Annotated in this window: 16 protein-coding genes; 7 read left to right on the top strand and 9 right to left on the bottom strand. The window is 71.8% G+C overall.

Annotated elements, in window-relative coordinates; translation table 11 throughout:
* Positions 1-6: 6 nt before the first annotated feature.
* The 3 genes from CLT68_RS10510 to CLT68_RS10500 all read left to right on the top strand — a co-directional run bounded on the left by CLT68_RS10510 (position 7) and on the right by CLT68_RS10500 (position 1,486).
* Entirely contained in the window at positions 7-375 is a 369-nt protein-coding gene (locus CLT68_RS10510; RefSeq protein WP_099850468.1) for a type II toxin-antitoxin system RelE/ParE family toxin, read from the top strand.
* Positions 372-704, top strand: a complete 333-nt coding sequence (locus tag CLT68_RS10505; RefSeq protein WP_099850466.1) for a helix-turn-helix domain-containing protein — start codon at positions 372-374, stop codon at positions 702-704. The genes CLT68_RS10510 and CLT68_RS10505 overlap by 4 nt, the downstream gene beginning before the upstream one ends.
* A 140-nt stretch (positions 705-844) precedes the next feature.
* Entirely contained in the window at positions 845-1,486 is a 642-nt protein-coding gene (locus CLT68_RS10500; RefSeq protein WP_088946174.1) for a DUF998 domain-containing protein, read from the top strand.
* On the opposite strand, the gene CLT68_RS10495 is transcribed toward CLT68_RS10500, so the two are convergent.
* On the bottom strand, positions 1,443-2,846 hold the full coding sequence (locus tag CLT68_RS10495) for an NAD(P)H-quinone dehydrogenase (protein ID WP_099850464.1): 1,404 nt from the start codon (positions 2,844-2,846) through the stop codon (positions 1,443-1,445). The two genes, CLT68_RS10500 and CLT68_RS10495, sit on opposite strands and share 44 nt — an antisense overlap.
* Positions 2,847-2,952: 106 nt before the next feature.
* Between CLT68_RS10495 and CLT68_RS10490 the strand changes: the two genes are divergently transcribed.
* Complete coding sequence (locus tag CLT68_RS10490) at positions 2,953-3,408, top strand: gamma-glutamylcyclotransferase family protein (RefSeq protein WP_088946172.1); 456 nt, start codon at positions 2,953-2,955, stop codon at positions 3,406-3,408.
* A 75-nt stretch (positions 3,409-3,483) separates the two neighbouring features.
* On the opposite strand, the gene CLT68_RS10485 is transcribed toward CLT68_RS10490, so the two are convergent.
* The 4 genes from CLT68_RS10485 to CLT68_RS10470 all read right to left on the bottom strand — a co-directional run bounded on the left by CLT68_RS10485 (position 3,484) and on the right by CLT68_RS10470 (position 7,008).
* A complete protein-coding gene (locus tag CLT68_RS10485) occupies positions 3,484-4,443 on the bottom strand; it encodes a GNAT family N-acetyltransferase (RefSeq protein WP_099850462.1) in 960 nt (319 codons plus the stop codon).
* A gap of 60 nt (positions 4,444-4,503) precedes the next feature.
* Positions 4,504-5,238, bottom strand: a complete 735-nt coding sequence (locus CLT68_RS10480) for an SCO6745 family protein (protein WP_099850460.1) — start codon at positions 5,236-5,238, stop codon at positions 4,504-4,506.
* A gap of 104 nt (positions 5,239-5,342) precedes the next feature.
* A complete protein-coding gene (locus CLT68_RS10475; RefSeq protein WP_099850459.1) occupies positions 5,343-6,371 on the bottom strand; it encodes a hypothetical protein in 1,029 nt (342 codons plus the stop codon).
* Positions 6,372-6,375: 4 nt separating this feature from the next.
* Positions 6,376-7,008, bottom strand: coding sequence for an MBL fold metallo-hydrolase (locus CLT68_RS10470; protein ID WP_099850457.1), 633 nt, complete (start codon positions 7,006-7,008; stop codon positions 6,376-6,378).
* 93 nt (positions 7,009-7,101) lie between these two features.
* Here CLT68_RS10470 and CLT68_RS10465 point away from each other — a divergent pair, with 93 nt between their 5' ends.
* On the top strand, positions 7,102-8,064 hold the full coding sequence (locus CLT68_RS10465) for a DUF4349 domain-containing protein (protein WP_099850455.1): 963 nt from the start codon (positions 7,102-7,104) through the stop codon (positions 8,062-8,064).
* Here the strand turns inward: CLT68_RS10465 and CLT68_RS10460 are convergent.
* Both CLT68_RS10460 and CLT68_RS10455 read right to left on the bottom strand, forming a co-directional pair.
* Positions 8,021-9,280, bottom strand: a complete 1,260-nt coding sequence (locus CLT68_RS10460; protein ID WP_088946166.1) for an amidohydrolase — start codon at positions 9,278-9,280, stop codon at positions 8,021-8,023. The genes CLT68_RS10465 and CLT68_RS10460 overlap by 44 nt on opposite strands.
* A gap of 438 nt (positions 9,281-9,718) precedes the next feature.
* Positions 9,719-11,302 (bottom strand): acyl-CoA mutase large subunit family protein, encoded by a 1,584-nt coding sequence (locus CLT68_RS10455; protein ID WP_088946165.1) that lies wholly within the window; start codon positions 11,300-11,302, stop codon positions 9,719-9,721.
* 206 nt (positions 11,303-11,508) lie between these two features.
* Here CLT68_RS10455 and CLT68_RS10450 point away from each other — a divergent pair, with 206 nt between their 5' ends.
* Both CLT68_RS10450 and CLT68_RS10445 read left to right on the top strand, forming a co-directional pair.
* Entirely contained in the window at positions 11,509-13,578 is a 2,070-nt protein-coding gene (locus CLT68_RS10450) for a serine/threonine-protein kinase (RefSeq protein ID WP_099850453.1), read from the top strand.
* A gap of 47 nt (positions 13,579-13,625) precedes the next feature.
* Positions 13,626-15,293: a phospho-sugar mutase gene (locus CLT68_RS10445; RefSeq protein ID WP_099850450.1), complete on the top strand. Its 1,668-nt coding sequence runs from the start codon at positions 13,626-13,628 to the stop codon at positions 15,291-15,293.
* Between the two features lie 182 nt (positions 15,294-15,475).
* Here CLT68_RS10445 and CLT68_RS10440 read toward each other — a convergent pair whose 3' ends face one another.
* Together CLT68_RS10440 and upp are read right to left on the bottom strand one after the other, a co-directional pair.
* Positions 15,476-16,153, bottom strand: a complete 678-nt coding sequence (locus CLT68_RS10440; protein ID WP_099850448.1) for a GOLPH3/VPS74 family protein — start codon at positions 16,151-16,153, stop codon at positions 15,476-15,478.
* Between the two features lie 74 nt (positions 16,154-16,227).
* A complete protein-coding gene (gene upp / locus CLT68_RS10435) occupies positions 16,228-16,860 on the bottom strand; it encodes a uracil phosphoribosyltransferase (protein ID WP_099850446.1) in 633 nt (210 codons plus the stop codon).
* Positions 16,861-16,923: the final 63 nt, after the last annotated feature.

Genomic DNA, 16,923 nt, shown 5'->3' with positions numbered 1-16,923 from the left:
GACTGTATGTGGGACGTCAAACTTCATCCTGAGGTCGAGGAGTGGTTCCTCAACCTCTGTCGGACGGATACCGCCAGCGCCGACCTCATCAGCGAGGCCATCGACCTCCTCGCCGAACACGGGCCGGCACTCGGGCGTCCCCTGGTCGACCGTCTCAAGGGCAGCGCGTTTCACCACATGAAGGAGCTGCGACCTGGCTCGGCTGGTTCCACGGAGGTTCGCATGATCTTCGCATTCGATCCCGTACGAGAAGCTGTCTTCCTGGTCGCTGGCGACAAGTCAGGTCAGTGGCAGAGTTGGTACAAGACGGCGGTGCCGTTGGCGGATGACCGCTTCCAGGAGCACCTCTCCAGCCTGAAGGAAACGCAAAGATGACCGGTGGAGCTGACTGGCGGGACGTCAAGGCGAAGGCCCGGGAGCTCGATCCGTCCTGGGAACATCCGGACCGGGCCGCCCGGCGGGCTCAGCAGCGAGGGCAGATGCTGGCATCGGTCAGCGGCGCGCAGCTGGCAGAGATCCGCAAGCAGCTGGGGATGACGCAGACCCAACTAGCTGAAGCGGCGGGGTTGTCCCAGGCGAGGATCAGCCAGATCGAGAATGGCGAGCACACCAGCCTGGAAACCCTCCGCGCCTACGTCACCGGCCTGGGCGGTCACCTCGACATCGTCGCCCGCATCGGGAACATCCACCTGAACGTCGCTTGACCTGGTGTAGGTCATCTCAGGGCTCGGAGCTTGCCGCCGCACGGGACCAATGACGCCGTTGCCTCTAGGGGTGGTCCCGGGGGACGATTTCGGTGGCTGTCCCGGATTCGGCTGGGGTGCCCGCGGCGACAGGCTGAGGCATGCCTGTTACCCGGAGTACCGGCCTGCTGGCCCTGGGCGGGATCGCCCTGGCGGCGCTGCTCACCGTGATCGGCCACCTCGAAGTCAACGACGACCTCAACCCGTGGGCGTTGACCATCAGCGACTTCGCGGTCTCCGACCGAGGCGGCGTCATCGACGTCGCCATGGTGGTGCTCGCGCTCGCCACTGTGGCGCTGCTGTACGGGCTGCGCCGCGCCGACCCACCCCGATCGCGCTCGGCTCGAACGGCCGAGCTGCTGCTCGGCGCATGGGTGGGTGGACTGCTGCTGGCCGCCGTGGTGCCGACCAACGAGCCGGGCACCGCCATGACCACCGCCGCCTACCTGCACCGGTACGCCTCGGTCGTCGCCTTCCTGGCACTCCCGGTCAGCGGTTGGCTGCTCGCCCGCCGGCCGGCCCTGACCCCCGCCGCCCGGACGCTACGAACCCTCGTCCTGCTCAGCCTCGCCCTGGCGGCGGCGATGATCTGGTCCGCCTACCCCGGCGACCGAATGCTCATCGGCCTGGCCGAACGCCTCCTCATCCTCACCGAGGTAGCCGTCCTGGCCACGGTGGCGGTAACCCAGACCCGGCGGGTCACTCCAGCTCGTGGAGCATCAGCTGGCGTGCTGCTTCGGTGATCGAGCCGGAGAGGCTCGGGTAGATGGTGATGGTCTGGGCCAGCTCGTTGACCGTCAGGTTGTTCTCCACCGCCATGGTGATGGGCAGGATCAGCTCGCTGGCCTTCGGGGCGACCACCACACCGCCGATCACCTGACCGCTCGCCGGCCGGCAGAACAGCTTCACGAAGCCGTCCGAAAGGTCGTCCATCTTGGCCCGGGCGTTGCCGGACAGCGGCAGCATCACCTGCCGGGCCGGCACCTTGCCCGCGTCCACCTCGTCCTGCGAGACACCCACGGTCGCCAGCTCCGGGTCGGTGAAGACGTTCGCCGCGACGGTACGCAGCCGCAGCGGGCGAACGGCCTCGCCGAGCGCGTGCCACATGGCGATCCGGCCCTGCATGGCGGCGACACTGGCCAGCAGCAGCACGCCCGTGCAGTCGCCGGCGGCGTAGATGCCGGGCACGTTGGTCCGGGAGGCCCGGTCGACTGTCAGGTAGCCGCCCCGGCCCAGCTCCACCCCGTACTCGGCGAGGCCCAGGTTGGCCGTGTTCGGGATCGACCCGACCGTGATCAGCGCGTGCGAACCGGTCACCTTGCGGCCGTCGGAGAGCTCCACCTCGACACCGTCGGCGGTACGCCGGACCGCGTCGGCCCGGGAGTTGTTGAGGATCTCCATGCCCCGGTTGCGGAACACCCGCTCGATGGCGGACGCGGCGTCGGCGTCCTCGTGCGGCATCACCCGGTCCCGGCTGGAGACCAGGGTGACCTGGACCCCCATCGCCAGGTACGCGCTGGCGAACTCCGCGCCGGTCACACCGGAGCCGACCACGATCAGGTGCTCGGGCAGCTCCGGCAGGTCGTACACCTGGCGCCAGGTCAGGATGCGCTCACCGTCCGGTACGGCGGTGGGCAACTGGCGGGGTGTCGAACCGGTGGCCACCAGCACTGTCGACGCGGCGATGGAGTATTCCTCGCCCCCGTCGGCGGGAGTGACGACGACCCGGTGGGTGTGCCCGAGGGAATCCTCGCCGAGCCGCGCGGTGCCGGCCACGAAGGTGACGCCCGCCTTGAGCAGCTTGGCGTGGATGTCGGCGGACTGCGCCAACGCCAGCCGCTTGACCCGCTCGTGCACCGCCCGGGCGTCGACGGTGACCGCCTCCAGGCCGTCCGAGTGCACCCCGAACTCCTCGGTGTCGCGGTAACCGGTCACCACTTGCGAGCTGGCGATGAAGGTCTTCGACGGCACACAGTCGGAGAGCACACATGCTCCACCGGCACCGTCGGCCTCCACCACTGTGACATCGGCGTCCAGTTGGGCGGCGACCAGGGCCGCCTCGTACCCGGCCGGCCCCCCACCGATGATCACGATCCGGCTCACAGCGTTCGCCCTTCGTCCATGCTCACAGTGACTTTCTTCTCCTGAGCGCATTCGACACGCACTGTCGTATTCTCCCCCACCCGTCCGCCGGGCTATCGTCATCGCCGTGCGTCATCACGCCGCCTACGGCTCAAATCTCGATCCCGCCCGGATGCGCGCCTACTGTCCGCATTCGCCGATGGTGGGCACCGGCTGGCTGGAAGGCTGGCGGCTGACCTTCGCCGGGGCTGACGTGATCGGCTGGGAGGGCGCGGTGAGCACCCTGGTCGAGTCTCCCGGTGACCGGGTCTTCGTGGCGCTCTACGACATCCACCCCTACGACGCGGGCCAGCTCGACGAGCTCGAAGGGGTGACCGCCGGTACGTACCGCAAGCTGCACGTCCGGGTCTCCACCCTCGACGGGGACGTGACCGCGTGGATCTACGTCTTCAACGGGTACGAGGGCGGCCTTCCGACCTCGTGGTATCTGTCCGAGATCGCGAACGCCGCCGAGAAGGCGGGCGCCCCGGACGACTACGTCACCGAGCTGCGGTCCCGCCCCACCGGCACCGCGTCGGCGTAGCAGCGCGTATCGCACGCTCCCAGTCTGCTACCGCCGTCGACCGGATCGTCGGTCGGGCCCGACCGGGGTCGTCAATCACACACCGACGGCCGGGACGGAAAGCTCGTACATGTCGATCCACAGGGTTTCCCGCAGGCCCACCGACTCGTACAACGACAACGGGGCGGTCGGGTTGGTGAGGTCCACACCCAGTCCGACGGACTGCCGCCCCTTCTCGGCGTAGCGGGCGAAGGCGCGGCGCAGCAGCGCCGCACCCACACCCCTGCGACGGTACGCGGACAGCACCGACAGGCTCTTCACCCAGCCCTGCTGCTGGTCGAGCGCCTGGTCCGAGGACTGCAACGCGCCGACCGGCACCCCGTCCACCTCGGCGACGAACCACTCGTCCCAGGCGTTCAGGTCACCGATCCGGGCCCGCCACCGCTCGTACGACACCGGCTCGTGATCGGCGGTGTCGGCGAAGGCGGTTTCGGTGATGCGGTGGAACTCCCGCAGGTCGGCCTCGTCGTCGGGGCGTACCTGCCGCACCGTCACACCGGACGGCCCGGCGGGCTGCTCGGGCAGGCCGGTCAGCGGCCCGCTCATCCGGACGTACCTCTTGACCAGGGTGAACCCGACGTCGCGCAGGCTCCGTTCCCAGTCACGTTCCGGCGCGAAGACCGCGCAACGGACGGTGAGCGACGGCAGCCCTCGCTCGGCGGCGCGCTCGGCGACCCGGTCCAGTTGTCGGGCCAGCAGCGGCGCCCGGACGGTCGCGGCGCGTACCGGGTCGACGTAGATCTCCACGAACTCCCGGCCGACCCCGGTGGGGTTGTCCACAGTCGCCCAGCCGACCACATCGCCCTCCGGGTCGACCGCCAGCCAGGAATCCCGGGCCGGGTCGAAGTAGGGGGCGGTCAGTGACGCAGCGACGTCCTCGGCGTCGAAGTCGGGATGGCCGATGGCGAAGGTGTCGGCGGCGTGCACCACCGCCAGGATCGCGGGCACGTCGTCGAGGGTGGGCCTGCGCGTTGTCCAACCAGCGGGAAGAGTCACGGCAGAACATCCTGGCAGCCGACCTCGTCGGGCGCCGCCCATTTTTCGCCGGCGGGAGGCTCAGGCGAGGTGGGCCCGGGTGCGGTGCAGCAACTCGACCAACTCGTTGCCGTCGGCGGGGCCGAGGGCCGTGAACGCCGGCGCGGCCAGTCTGTTGGTCACGGCCTCCGCCCAGAGTCGTCGACGCACCAGCGGCCCGATCGGCGGGTACGGAGGCGACCAGCCGCAGGCCACCGCCCCGGCCTCCCCCTCCGGCCCGGACAGCACGGCCTCCAGCGGGGTCATCCCGGCGGCGCGCACCGCCAACAGGTAGGCGCCGGTGAAGTGTTCGCGGAGCAGCCGCAGCCCGGCTGCGGTGCGGGCGCCCGCGGAGAGGTCCGGCAGGGGCATGGCCCGCCACGCGGCGAAGAGCGGCATCCCGCTGGCGTCCGCGGCGACCACCGCCCGCTCGACGAGTGTCGCCAGGCGCTCGGTGCCGGGCAGAGCGCCGAGCTGCTGCGCCCCCCACCGACAGCACTCGGCGAGGCTCGCGGCGGCCACCTCGAACGGGGGCACGACCCGACCTGCGGCGTCCCAACCGTCGGCGACCGCGTCCGGGGCGATGAAGCCGAGAGCGGCGGCGGCCGTCTCGGCCCGCACATCGCCGAGGGCACCGGCCCGACCACCGATGTAGAAGGCCCAGCCGGAGATGCCGAGCAACCGGGCCCGGCGCAACGTGACCGGGTCCCGGCTGAACGCGTCGCCGAGGTCGAGCACGACTGGCTTGCTGGCCGCGGCGGCCTGCTCCGGTGTCATTCGCGCACCACAGTCGACCAGCCCGATCCGTCGCCCACGACGACTCCCCGATCCGGGGTCACCCGCCGTGGACGGTCCGCACACCCGTAGTCGTCCATCGATGGTCAGTCTGCCGCGCCAGCGCCCCCGTCCGCATCCCTCTCTTCGGCCGCCAGCGCCTCGATGGCCCCCTCCACCTCACCCGCGCGCCGCCGAGCCACGGTGACCGCTCGTTCCGCGGCCCGCCGAGCCAGCTTGGCGCGGCTGAGATCCTGCTCGGCGACCGCCCGCCGCCGCTCCAGCTCGGCCAGCTCGGCCTCGATCCCGTCGAGTACGGCAACGCCGTCCCGCTCCTGCCCGGTCGCCTCGGTCAGCTCGGCCTCGACGCGCTTCTGGTCGGCCTGGGCCAGGGCCAGCTCCCGGTCCAGGGCACGGCGCTGCCGGGCCCGCTCGGCGCGGGCCGCCCGCTGCGCAGCCCGCTCGGCCTGCTCGGCGCGCCCCGCTGCCCGGTCCTTGCGGGAGGCGGCCCGGTCCGTGCCCGGTGCTGCCCGGTCCGTGCGGGTCGCCGGCTCGGAGCGCGCCCGCTGGGCACCGGGTCGGCGGGCCGGGCGCTCCTCCTCCTCCGGCTCCTCGTCGTCGCCGGTGACCAGCCGCAGTTGTGGGCGGGGCACCTCGCCGAAACCCGCGTAGCTGGCCGCCCGGAGCAGGCGGCCGGCCCGGACCTGCTCGGCGACCTCGGCGTCGGAGAACGCCGCGTTGAGGGTCGCCTCCACCTCGGCCAGCGGCAGTCGACCCGCCGGTGGCGCGTCCGGCTCCGCCGCGGCGAGCTTGCGGACCTCGGCGACCAGGGCACCGACCACCGCCCGACGCTGCGCGGACAACTCCCGCAGCCGGGGGCCACGCAGCTCCCGCTGGGCGGTGCGCAGCTCGTCGGCGAGCTCGACCAGGTCGGCAACCAGCTCGGGGCGCCTGATGGCGAGCAGGTTCACCAGCCAGGCGGCCACCGTCGGGCGACGGAGCCGGGCCAACTGTCGCGCGGTGCTCGGGTCGCCGGCTCGGCGGGCGTCGGCCACGGCGGCGTCCCGGGCGGCCACGAACCGGTCCGGTGGGGTGCGGTAGAGCTGCTGCACCAGCTCCGTCGAGGGGCCGGGCATCGGGTCAGACGTCCACCCGGCTACCGGGCTCCAGTCGCTGGTACTCGGTGCCGGACATCGCCGTGTACTGCCGGTTGAGCACACCCAGCCCGTTCTCGTTGAGCAGGGCGTCGTGCAGGGCGTACGCGCGCCGCGGCGCGACAGCCCGAATGAAGTCGAGCACCTCGGAGAACTTCGACCAGGGGGCGTGGATCGGCGCGAAGAGCGTGTCGACGGGTGTCTCGTCGGGCACCACCAGTGAGTCGCCCGGGTGGTAGACCGCGTCGTTGATCAGGTAACCGAGGTTGTCCACCACCGGGATGTCCGGGTGGATCACCGCGTGCCGCCCTCCGTACGCGCGGACGGCGACCCCGGCGGCGGTGAACGACTGACCCGCGGTGACCGGGTGCAGTGCCTCGGCCGCGTCGCCCAGGGCCTCGGCGAGCGAGGCGGGCCCGTGGATCGGGAACGGTTGCCGGTCGAGCTGCAGGCGCACCGCCGCCAGGTCGAGGTGGTCGGGGTGCTCGTGGGTGATCAGCACCGCGTCCGCACCGTCCAGAGCCACCGCTGGATCGCTGAACATGCCGGGGTCGATGACGAGCACTCCCCCGTCGTGCTCCACGCGGAGGCAGGAGTGGGCGTACTTGGTGAGCCGCATCGTGACTCCTTGATTATCGAATCGTGACGTCCTCAGCGCAGTCTGCCGGAACCAGCCGACGCGTGCGCAGCGTCCGAGCTATCGCCACACCGGATGACGACGATGGGAGCGGGGATGGACGCAAAGGTGGTACGACGCCACGGCACACTGCTGGCGGCGACGGCGCTGGCGGCGACGCTGGTGCTGACGGGATGCGGCGCCGGCGACGACAGCGGGTCGAAGGATTCCGCGGGCTCGGCGGCCGAGGCGCCAGCAAAGGCCGGCGAGGCGAACAGGGACACCGCCGCGGACGCGGCGGGTGCGGCCGGAGCCGGCGCAGCGGACCTGCGGGTCGACCAACGGGCGATCATCTACACCGGAACGATGCGCGTGCAGGTGGACGATGTGGACGCGGCGGCCCGCGAGACCACCGCCATAGCCACTCGGGCCGGTGGCTTCATCGGGGGCGACCAGCGGCGCAGCGCCGACGCCGACGCGGTGGCGGAGTTGCAGTTGCGAGTGCCGGCGCCGAAGTTCGCCGGCGTGGTGGAGGAGGTCGCGAAGCTGGGTCGGCAGCAGAACCGGGAAATCAACACCCAGGACGTCACCGAGGAGACCGTCGACCTGGACGCCCGGATCACCAGTCAGCGGGCCCGGGTGGACAGCGCCCGCCGGTTGCTGACCCGCGCCACCTCGATCACCGACCTGGTGTCGTTGGAGAACGAGCTGGGTCGCCGGGAGGCCGACCTGGCGTCGCTGGAGGCCAAGAAGCGACGCCTGGCCGACCTGACCGCCCTGTCCACGATCACCGTGTCGCTGGCCGGGCCGGCCGCCAAGGCCGCCGACGAGAAGGCCGAGACCGGCTTCCTGGTCGGGCTCAAGGGCGGTTGGAAGGCGTTCGTCGCCTCGTTGACCGTCCTGCTCACCGTGCTGGGCGCGCTGCTGCCGTGGCTGGTGGCGCTCGGCGTACCCCTGGGGGTGCTGCTGGTGGTGTTGCGCCGGCGACGGAAGATCCCGGCTCTGGTCGGTCCGGTCAGCGCGCCGCCGCCAGTGCCCGCAGCGCGGTCTGCACCATGACGCGTACGCCGGCCGGGATGGCCCGCTCGTCCACGTCGAAGCTTGCCCGGTGCAGGTCGACGTTGGGGCCGGAGCGGCCCACGCCGAGGCGGGCGAGGGCGCCGGGGACGTACTCCAGATACCAGGAGAAGTCCTCGCCGCCCATGCTCTGCGGTGTCTCGGCGATCCCTTCCGGGCCGAGCGCGGCGCCGGTGGCGGCGGTGAGCACCTGGATCGCCCGCGAGTCGTTGCTCACCGGCGGCCGGCCGCGAAGGTATTCCAGGTCGACCGTCGCGCCGGTCGGGGCGATCACGTCCCGGACGACCTGAGCGACGATCTTGGGAGCCTGCTCCCAGGTGTCGCGGTCCATCACCCGCAGGGTGCCGGAGGCGCTCGCCTCGGAGGGGATGACGTTGTAACGGGTGCCGGCCGAGGCGTGGCCGAAGACCAGCAGCAGGCCACTGTTGGCCGGCACCCGGCGGCTGACCAGGGCGGGCACTTCGGTGATCAACCGGCCGAGCGCGTCGACCAGGTCGACGGTCAGGTGCGGACGGGCGGTGTGACCGCCCGGCCCGGAGAGCCGGACCGTGACGTTGTCGGCAGCCGCCGTGATCGGGCCGACCCGCAGGCCGACCTGACCCACCGGCAGGTTCGGGTCGCAGTGCAGCGCGAAGATCTGCACCACGTCGTCCAGGCCGCCCGCCTCGATGACCTCCAACGAGCCGCAGGGCAGGATCTCCTCGGCCGGCTGGAAGATCAGCCGGACTCGACCGTCCAGCTCGCCGAGGTCGGCGAGCTGGGCCAGCAGCATGCCGACGCCGAGCATGATCGTGGTGTGCACGTCGTGGCCGCAGGCGTGGCAGACGCCCTCCACGGTGGAGCGGTACGGCACGTCCTTGATGTCGTCCAGCGGCAGGGCGTCGATGTCGGCGCGCAGCGCGACGACCGGGCCGTCGGGGCGGCCGTCGATGTCGCAGATCACGCCGTTGCCCTTGGGCAGCAGCCGAGGGTGCAGCCCGGCCAGCGAGAGCTCCCGGGCGATCAGGGCCGCCGTCTCGAACTCCGTGCCGGAGAGCTCGGGGTGCGAGTGGAGGTGACGGCGCGTGGCGATGAGCCCCGGTACCCGGAGGGCGAGGAGGTGGTCCAGGTCGCGGGGAAGGGGCTGGGACCCGGGTGGCGTCTCCGGCCAGGACGACGCCAGCTGGCCACCAGTGGGCAGCGTCAACGCACTCGTCACGTCGAATTCTCGATCACTAGAGATGGATGGATCATCGGGGACAGCAGACAGCCTAGACCTCCGGCGGTGACGCTGCGCAACCTCGTTACGGTGATGATCAGACCGCGTAGCGTCACGTATGCCCTGCTGAGGGCGCTCGGAGATGTGCGGGACAGCAGGTAGATCGTGCTCGAATGCCGCCATGCGCCCCTCACCTCCTACAACGCGTAACCAACCGTGCGGTCGCGATTCCGGGGGCCACTCAGGGGCCCTGTTGCAAATTGTCGCATTAGTCGGGGTGGTGAACTGACACTCCGACAATTAGCCGACCACACTCCGCGACGACCGGATAAGGACGCTCACACGCACGCGTCGACCACGGGCGCACACTGTGTGCGTCCGTGGTCGAAGGGGTACCCGCTGAACCGGACGGACACACGCCGTCGCGGCCGGCGACGGTCAGAAGCGATCGGTGGGCCGGTACAACCCCCACACCTCGCGCAACGTCCCGCAGACCTCACCCACCGTCGCCCGGGCCCGCAGCGCCGCCTTCATCGGGTAGAGCACGTTGTCGGTGCCCTCGGCGGCGGCCCGCAGATCCGCGAGGGTGCGGGTCACCTCGTCGGCGTCCCGCTCGGAGCGCAGCCGCGCCAGCCGGTCAGCCTGGGCCGCCTCGATCGTCGGGTCGACCCGCAGCGGCTCGTACGGCTCCTCCTCGTCCACGGTGAACCGGTTGAGCCCGACGACCACCCGCTCGCCCGAGTCGATCTCCTGGGCGATCCGGTACGCGGACTGCTCGATCTCCCGCTTCTGGAACCCGGCCTCGATCGCGTCCACCGCCGAGCCGTGGTCGGCCACCCGCTCCATCAACTCGACGGCGGCGGCCTCGATCTCGGCGGTCATCGCCTCCACCACGTACGAGCCGGCGAACGGGTCGACGGTGGCGGTCAGGTCCGTCTCGTACGCCAGCACCTGCTGGGTCCGCAGCGCGAGCCGGGCCGCCTTCTCGGTGGGCAGAGCGATCGCCTCGTCGAAGCTGTTGGTGTGCAGCGACTGGGTGCCGCCGAGCACCGCGCCCAACCCCTGCACCGCCACCCGGACCAGGTTCACCTCCGGCTGCTGCGCGGTGAGCTGCACGCCGGCGGTCTGGGTGTGGAAGCGCAGCATCATCGACTTCGGATCCTTGGCGCCGAAGTCGTCGCGCATCAGCCGGGCCCAGATCCGCCGGGCGGCGCGGAACTTCGCCACCTCCTCCAGCAGTGTGGTGCGGGCCACGAAGAAGAACGACAGCCGGGGCGCGAAGTCGTCCACGGCGAGCCCGGCAGCCAGCGCCGCCCGCACGTACTCCACGCCGTTGGCCAGGGTGAACGCGATCTCCTGCGCGGGCGTCGCGCCGGCCTCCGCCATGTGGTAGCCGGAGATGGAGATGGTGTTCCACTTGGGCACCTCCTTGCGGCAGTACGCGAACGTGTCGGCCACCAGGCGCAGCGACGGCTTCGGCGGGAAGATGTACGTCCCCCGGGCGATGTACTCCTTGAGGATGTCGTTCTGGATCGTGCCGTTGAGCGCCGTGCCGGGCACCCCGTTCTCCTCGGCGACGAGCTGGTAGAGCAGCAGCAGCACCGACCCGGGTGCGTTGATGGTCATCGAGGTGGAGACCTTGTCCAGCGGAATGTCGGCGAAGAGCAGCCGCATGTCCTCGATGGAGTCGATGGCGACGCCCACCTTGCCGACCTCGCCGTGCGCGATCGGCTCGTCGGAGTCGTAACCCATCTGGGTCGGCAGGTCGAAGGCGACCGAGAGGCCCATCGTGCCGGCCCGCAACAGCTGGTGGTAGCGCGCGTTGGACTCGGTGGCGGTGCCGAAGCCGGCATACTGGCGCATGGTCCACGGACGGGAGGTGTACATCGTGGGGTAGACCCCCCGGGTGTACGGGAACTCGCCGGGGCTGCCCAGCCGGGAGTCCAGGTCCTCCGGAAGGTCGGCCTCGGTGTAGACGCCGTTGATCGGGAAACCGGACTCGCTTGACCGCCGTTCACTCATCCCCGGATGGTAGGACGCCTGGCCACACCCTCGCGTGAGGGATACCGCACAGTGCGTCCAGACCGGTCGACACCAGGTGAACGACAGGGCACGTTCTGTCGACTTCGATAAACGTCCGCCGCGTCGGCTTTCGCATCGGGCGTCGGAACCAGCAAGATAGGGGGGTTGTGTCCCAGCCCCCCTCGATTTCCCCCGGTGGCTTTTCTGTGACTCAGATCCCGACGTGGAGCGGCGGACCAGTTAGTCCCGCCAACGGACGAGCGGCGCCCGGCACCACCATTGGTGGCCGGTACTCGCTGCGGTCCTCCGTGGGCAACGGCGGCATGGGCACGGTGTGGCGTGCCACAGACACCCTGCTGCGCCGTGACGTGGCGGTGAAGGAGGTCGTCCTTCCTCCGGGTCTGGCCCCCAGCGACCGCGACGCCATGTACGAACGCACCCTGCGCGAGGCCCGCGCCGCCGCCGCCATCCAGCACCCCGCCGTGGTGCAGGTGTACGACGTGGTCACCGAGGCCGGCCGGCCGTGGATCGTGATGGAGCTGCTGGACGCCCGCAGCCTCGCCGACATGGTGATCGAGGACGGTCCGGTGGCACCCCGGGCCGTCGCCAAGATCGGCATCGCGCTGCTCGGCGCGTTGGAGGTCGCACACGCGATCGGTGTGCTGCACCGGGACGTGAAGCCCGCCAACGTGCTGATCTGCACCGACGGGCGCTGCGTGCTGACCGACTTCGGGGTCGCCCGGATGCCCACCGACGTCCAGCTCACCACCCCCGGCATGGTGCTCGGCTCACCACACTTCATCTCGCCCGAGCGCGCAATGGGCCAGGAGTTCGGGCCGCCGAGCGATCTCTTCTCGCTGGGTGTGACGCTCTACACAGCGGTCGAGGGACGACCCCCGTTCGACAAGGGCGACCCGATCGAGACCATGCACGCCGTGGTCGAGGACCCGCCCGCCCCACCGCAGCGCAGCGGCCCGCTGACCCGGGTGCTGATGGGTCTGCTGGAAAAGGACCCGGCCCGCCGGTTGGACGTGCACACCGCCCGGGCCATGTTGCGCGAGCTGCTCGCCGGCCCGTTGGGCAGCACCGCGACCGCCGTGCACTCGGTCACCGACCCGTACAACGTGGTGCCGGTGCAGCAGCGCCCGGTGCCCGTCCTGCCGCCGCCCCAGCCGGAGCCGAAGCCGGACAGCCAGATCGGCGGGCCCGCCATGCTGGCCCCCGGTGAGTCCCTGACCGACCGGCTGGCGGCGCTGAGCCGGGGCGAACGCCCGGAGCCGACCGGCACTGCCGGCGCCACCGGGCTCGACGAGACCAGCGCCGACGCGTTGGCCGGCCCGCTGCACACACCCACCGGCGCGATGCCCCCGCCCGGCCGACAGTCCGCTGGGCGCGCCTACGGCCGCAACGCGGACGCCACCCAGCGGGTGGACGCCGGCGCGCACCCGGACGCCACCCAACGGGTCACCTACGGCACCCCGGCCGGTGCCACCCAGCAAGTCGGCTACGGCGGCGCACCGGAGGCCACCCAGCGCATCGGCGGCACCTACGGCGGCGGCAACCAGTGGTCGGTGCCGGGCACCGGCCAACCCTGGGCCACGTCGCCTGCCGCTTCCGCCGGTGGCGGCGGCGGCGCTCTGGGTAAGGTCCGCGCCACCGGTGGCCAGCTCGTCAGCACCGTCAAGGGCTGGCCACGCAAGGTGCAGTTCGCCGCGGCAGGCGGGTTGGCCGTCGTGCTGCTGCTCACCGTGGTGGCGCTCTCCGGCGGCGACGACGCCCCGCCGAGCACTCCGCAGGCGCAGCCCACCCCGTCCACCGCGGCGGCGCCGACCGTCGAGATGCAGGAACACGCCGCCCGCGGCATCCAGCTCATGGTGCCGAAGGGCTGGAAGAAGGCGACCGGCGGTTCCTACACCGACTACATCGACCCGGAGGACAGCGGCCGCAAGGTGCGCATCATCACCGAGAAGTGGTCCAGCGACTCCAACCGCTGGGCGGAGACGGCGGAGAACGGCCTCAAGACCAGGAGCACCTCCTGCGTCAAGCCATACCAGCAGGTCAGCGCCACCGAGACCGAGCTGGCCAGCAAGCCGGCCGCCGAGTTCGAATACACCTGCGGCGAGGGGGACGCCATGCGGCACGGCGTCTGGCGTGGCGTGGCCGAGGGCGGCAAGGCGTACTCGTTCTACCTGACCTCGACGGACACCAAGTTCGCGGAGAGCAAGCCGATCTTCGACGAGATGGTGCGGACGTTCCAGCTCACCGGAGACGGCTGAGCCGGAGGAACCGACAGCGGTGATCCGCCGCCGTGCTATCAAGGGGCATGGCGGCGGACACGACTGACATCGACGACATTCGCGAGCAAGCCCGGCGCTGGCTGGCCGACGACCCCGACCCGGCCAGCCGGGACGAGCTGACGGCGGTGCTCGACCGGTTGCCGGCGAGCGCGCCGGAGCTGGCCGACCGGTTCGCCGGCCCGCTGACCTTCGGCACCGCGGGCCTGCGCGGCCCACTGCGCGCCGGCCCGAACGGAATGAACCTCGCCGTTGTCACCCAGGCCGCTGCCGGCCTGGTCGGCTGGCTCGCGGCCCAGGGCGGGACCGGCCCCCTGGTGATCGGGTACGACGCTCGGCACGGCTCCCGGGAGTTCGCCGAGCGCACCGCCCAGGTGGCCACCGGGGCGGGTCGACCGGCGCTGCTGCTGCCCCGCCCGCTGCCCACCCCGGTGCTGGCGTACGCGGTGCGCCACCTCGGCGGAGTCGCCGGTGTGATGGTCACGGCCAGCCACAACCCACCCCAGGACAACGGCTACAAGGTCTACCTCGGCGCGGAGCTGGGCGGTGAACTGGGCTGGGGCGCGCAGATCGTGCCGCCCGCCGACGCCGGCATCGAGGCCGCCATCCGATCGGTCGGCCCACTGACTGAGGTGCCGCTGGGCCCACCCGGGCAGGTGCTCGGCGACGACCTGACCGCCTCGTACGTCGAACAGGCCACCGCCGTGATCGACCCGGACGGGCCACGGGACCTGACGGTGGCGTACACCCCTCTGCACGGGGTGGGCGCGGCGGTGCTCACCGCCGCCTTCGCCCGCGCCGGTTTCCCGGTGCCCGGCGTGGTCCCCGACCAGGCCGAGCCGGACCCGGCGTTTCCGACCGTGTCGTTCCCCAACCCGGAGGAGCCGGGGGCGGTGGACCGGCTGATCGCCCTGGCCGACTCCACCGGCGCGGACCTCGCCATCGCCAACGACCCGGACGCAGACCGTTGCGCCGTGGTCGTCCGTGACGGGCACGACGGCTGGCGGATGCTGCGCGGCGACGAGGTGGGGGTGCTGCTCGCCGACCACCTGATGCGGCGCGGGGTGACCGGGCTCTACGCGACCACCATCGTGTCCTCGTCACTGCTGCGCGCGATGTGCGCGGCCCGGGGCCTGGCCTACGACGAGACGCTGACCGGCTTCAAGTGGATCGTGCGGGCCGGCGGCGGGAGCACGCCCCTGGTCTTCGGCTACGAGGAGGCGCTCGGCTACTGCGTCGCACCGGCGCACGTGCGGGACAAGGACGGCATCACTGCGGCGCTGACAGTGGCCGAGCTGGCCGCCGGCCTGAAGACACAGGGTCGGACGCTGACCGACCGGCTCGACGAGTTGGCCGCCGAGTTCGGCGTGCACCACACCGACCAGCTCTCCGCCCGGGTGGACGACCTGCGGGTGATCACCGACGCGATGGCCAGGATCCGGGCGGACACCCCGACGACCCTGCTCGGGCAGCCGGTGGACAGCGTCCGGGACCTCCTGCCCGAGTCGGACGTGGTGATCCTGCGTACCGCGGCCGCCCGGGTGGTGATCCGGCCCTCCGGGACCGAGCCGAAGCTCAAGGCGTACCTCGAGGTGGTGGAACCGGTCGTGGACGGTGACGTCCGGACGGCCCGCAGCAGGGCGGCGTCGGCCGTCGCCGCGCTCCGCGCTGAGGTCAGCGCGGCCCTTGGCATCTGAACCCCGCAGCGCCCACCCATGACAGGTCCGCCCTTTGCTCTGCACCCGCGGAAGCGCCATTGAATGAACAGCAGTCCTCCGCGCCCGACTCCTGCCGGGGGGCCGGCACCGTGGTGCCTGGGTGGGTGCAGAGCAAAGGGCCCGTCGAGCGGGGCCCGAGAGTCAGCGGCGGGGGCCGACGGTCAGCGGCGGGGGCCGAGGGCCTGGTCGACGGCGCGGCCCAGGGCCGCGACGACCAGACCGACCGAGGGGCGGACCACCGAGTCGTCGGTGCTCACCTCGCCGGAGAAGCCGGCGCCGGTGGCGATCGCCTCCAGCCTGCGGCGCGCGTCGGCGGCGGTCTCACCGTTCACGCCGAGCGCCGACTCCATCCGCAGCACCACGACCAGAGTGGCCAGCGCGGCGGTCCGCTCGTCCGGAGCCGCAGCGCCGGTCAGGGCCTCGGCCAGGCGCTGGCGGGTCTCCGCCTCGACGGAGGCGTCGACCACCGGGTAACGGTGCACGTGGATGAAGCCCAGCTCGGTCTCGTCGACGTCCCGGACCACACCCTGGCTGCACAGGTCACCGAGGATCCGGTCCCGCAGGCCGTGCCGAAGGCGCTGCACCCAGGAGGCCGGGGTGTGCGGTGTGTCGGCCGCGATCCGGCTCAGCACCTCGTCGGCGACCGGTTCGCCGGTCGGCGTCGGGTCGGCCACGGTCAACGACCCTTCGGCGTACGCGATCCGGCCGGCGATGGCCAGCTCGACCAGCACCGCGGCGGCCATGCCGAGGTCCAGGCTGATCCGCGGCATGGTCGCCTTGCCGGTCGTGTCGTCGTAGGCGAGGAGCAGCAACTCCTCGGCGAGCGCAACACCAGTCATGGCCCGAGACGGTAGCGGGTCCGCGCACCCTCGCGCACGGACCCGCCAGACCCGGCACCCACCGGGTGTCGAACTCAGAACCGGGGCATGCCGCCGAACTGGCGGTCGCCGGCGTCCCCGAGCCCGGGGACGATGAACATGCTGTCGTTGAGCCCCTGGTCGATCGAGGCCGTGACCAGGCGCAACGGCAGGCCGGAGCGTTCCAGCCGTTCGATGCCGACCGGGGCGGCGAGGACGCAGAGCACTGTGATGTCGGTGCAGCCACGGTCGGCGAGCAACCGGCAGGAATGCTCCAGCGAGCCACCGGTCGCGAGCATCGGGTCGAGCACCAGCACCGGCAGCCCGGACAGGTCGCGGGGCAGCGACTCCATGTACGCGCGCGGCTCGTAGGTCTCCTCGTCGCGGGCCAGGCCGACGAAGCCCATCGAGGACTCGGGCAGCAGGCCGAGTGCGGCGTCCGCCATGCCGAGGCCGGCCCGCAGCACCGGCACCAGCAGCGGCGGGTTGGCCAGCCGGGTGCCCTCGGTGCCGGTGACCGGCGTCTGCACCTGGTACCGCTCGACGGGGAAGGAGCGCGCCGCCTCGTACACCAGCATGGTGGTCAGTTCGTGCAGCGCCGCCCGGAACGTCGAGGAATCGGTGCGCGCGTCCCGCATGGCGGTCAGCCGAGACTGGGCCAGCGGGTGGTCAATGACGTGTACGTCCACGATCGCTCAACCTACCGGTCCGTTCGGCGCGGTGGTGTCGGTGCGGTCGGACCAGCGACGCCG

It is taken from the genome of Micromonospora sp. CNZ299 (genome assembly GCF_002754415.1).
Note: the sequence above shows the minus strand (reverse complement) of the source record. Positions and strands in the feature narration are given on the sequence as shown.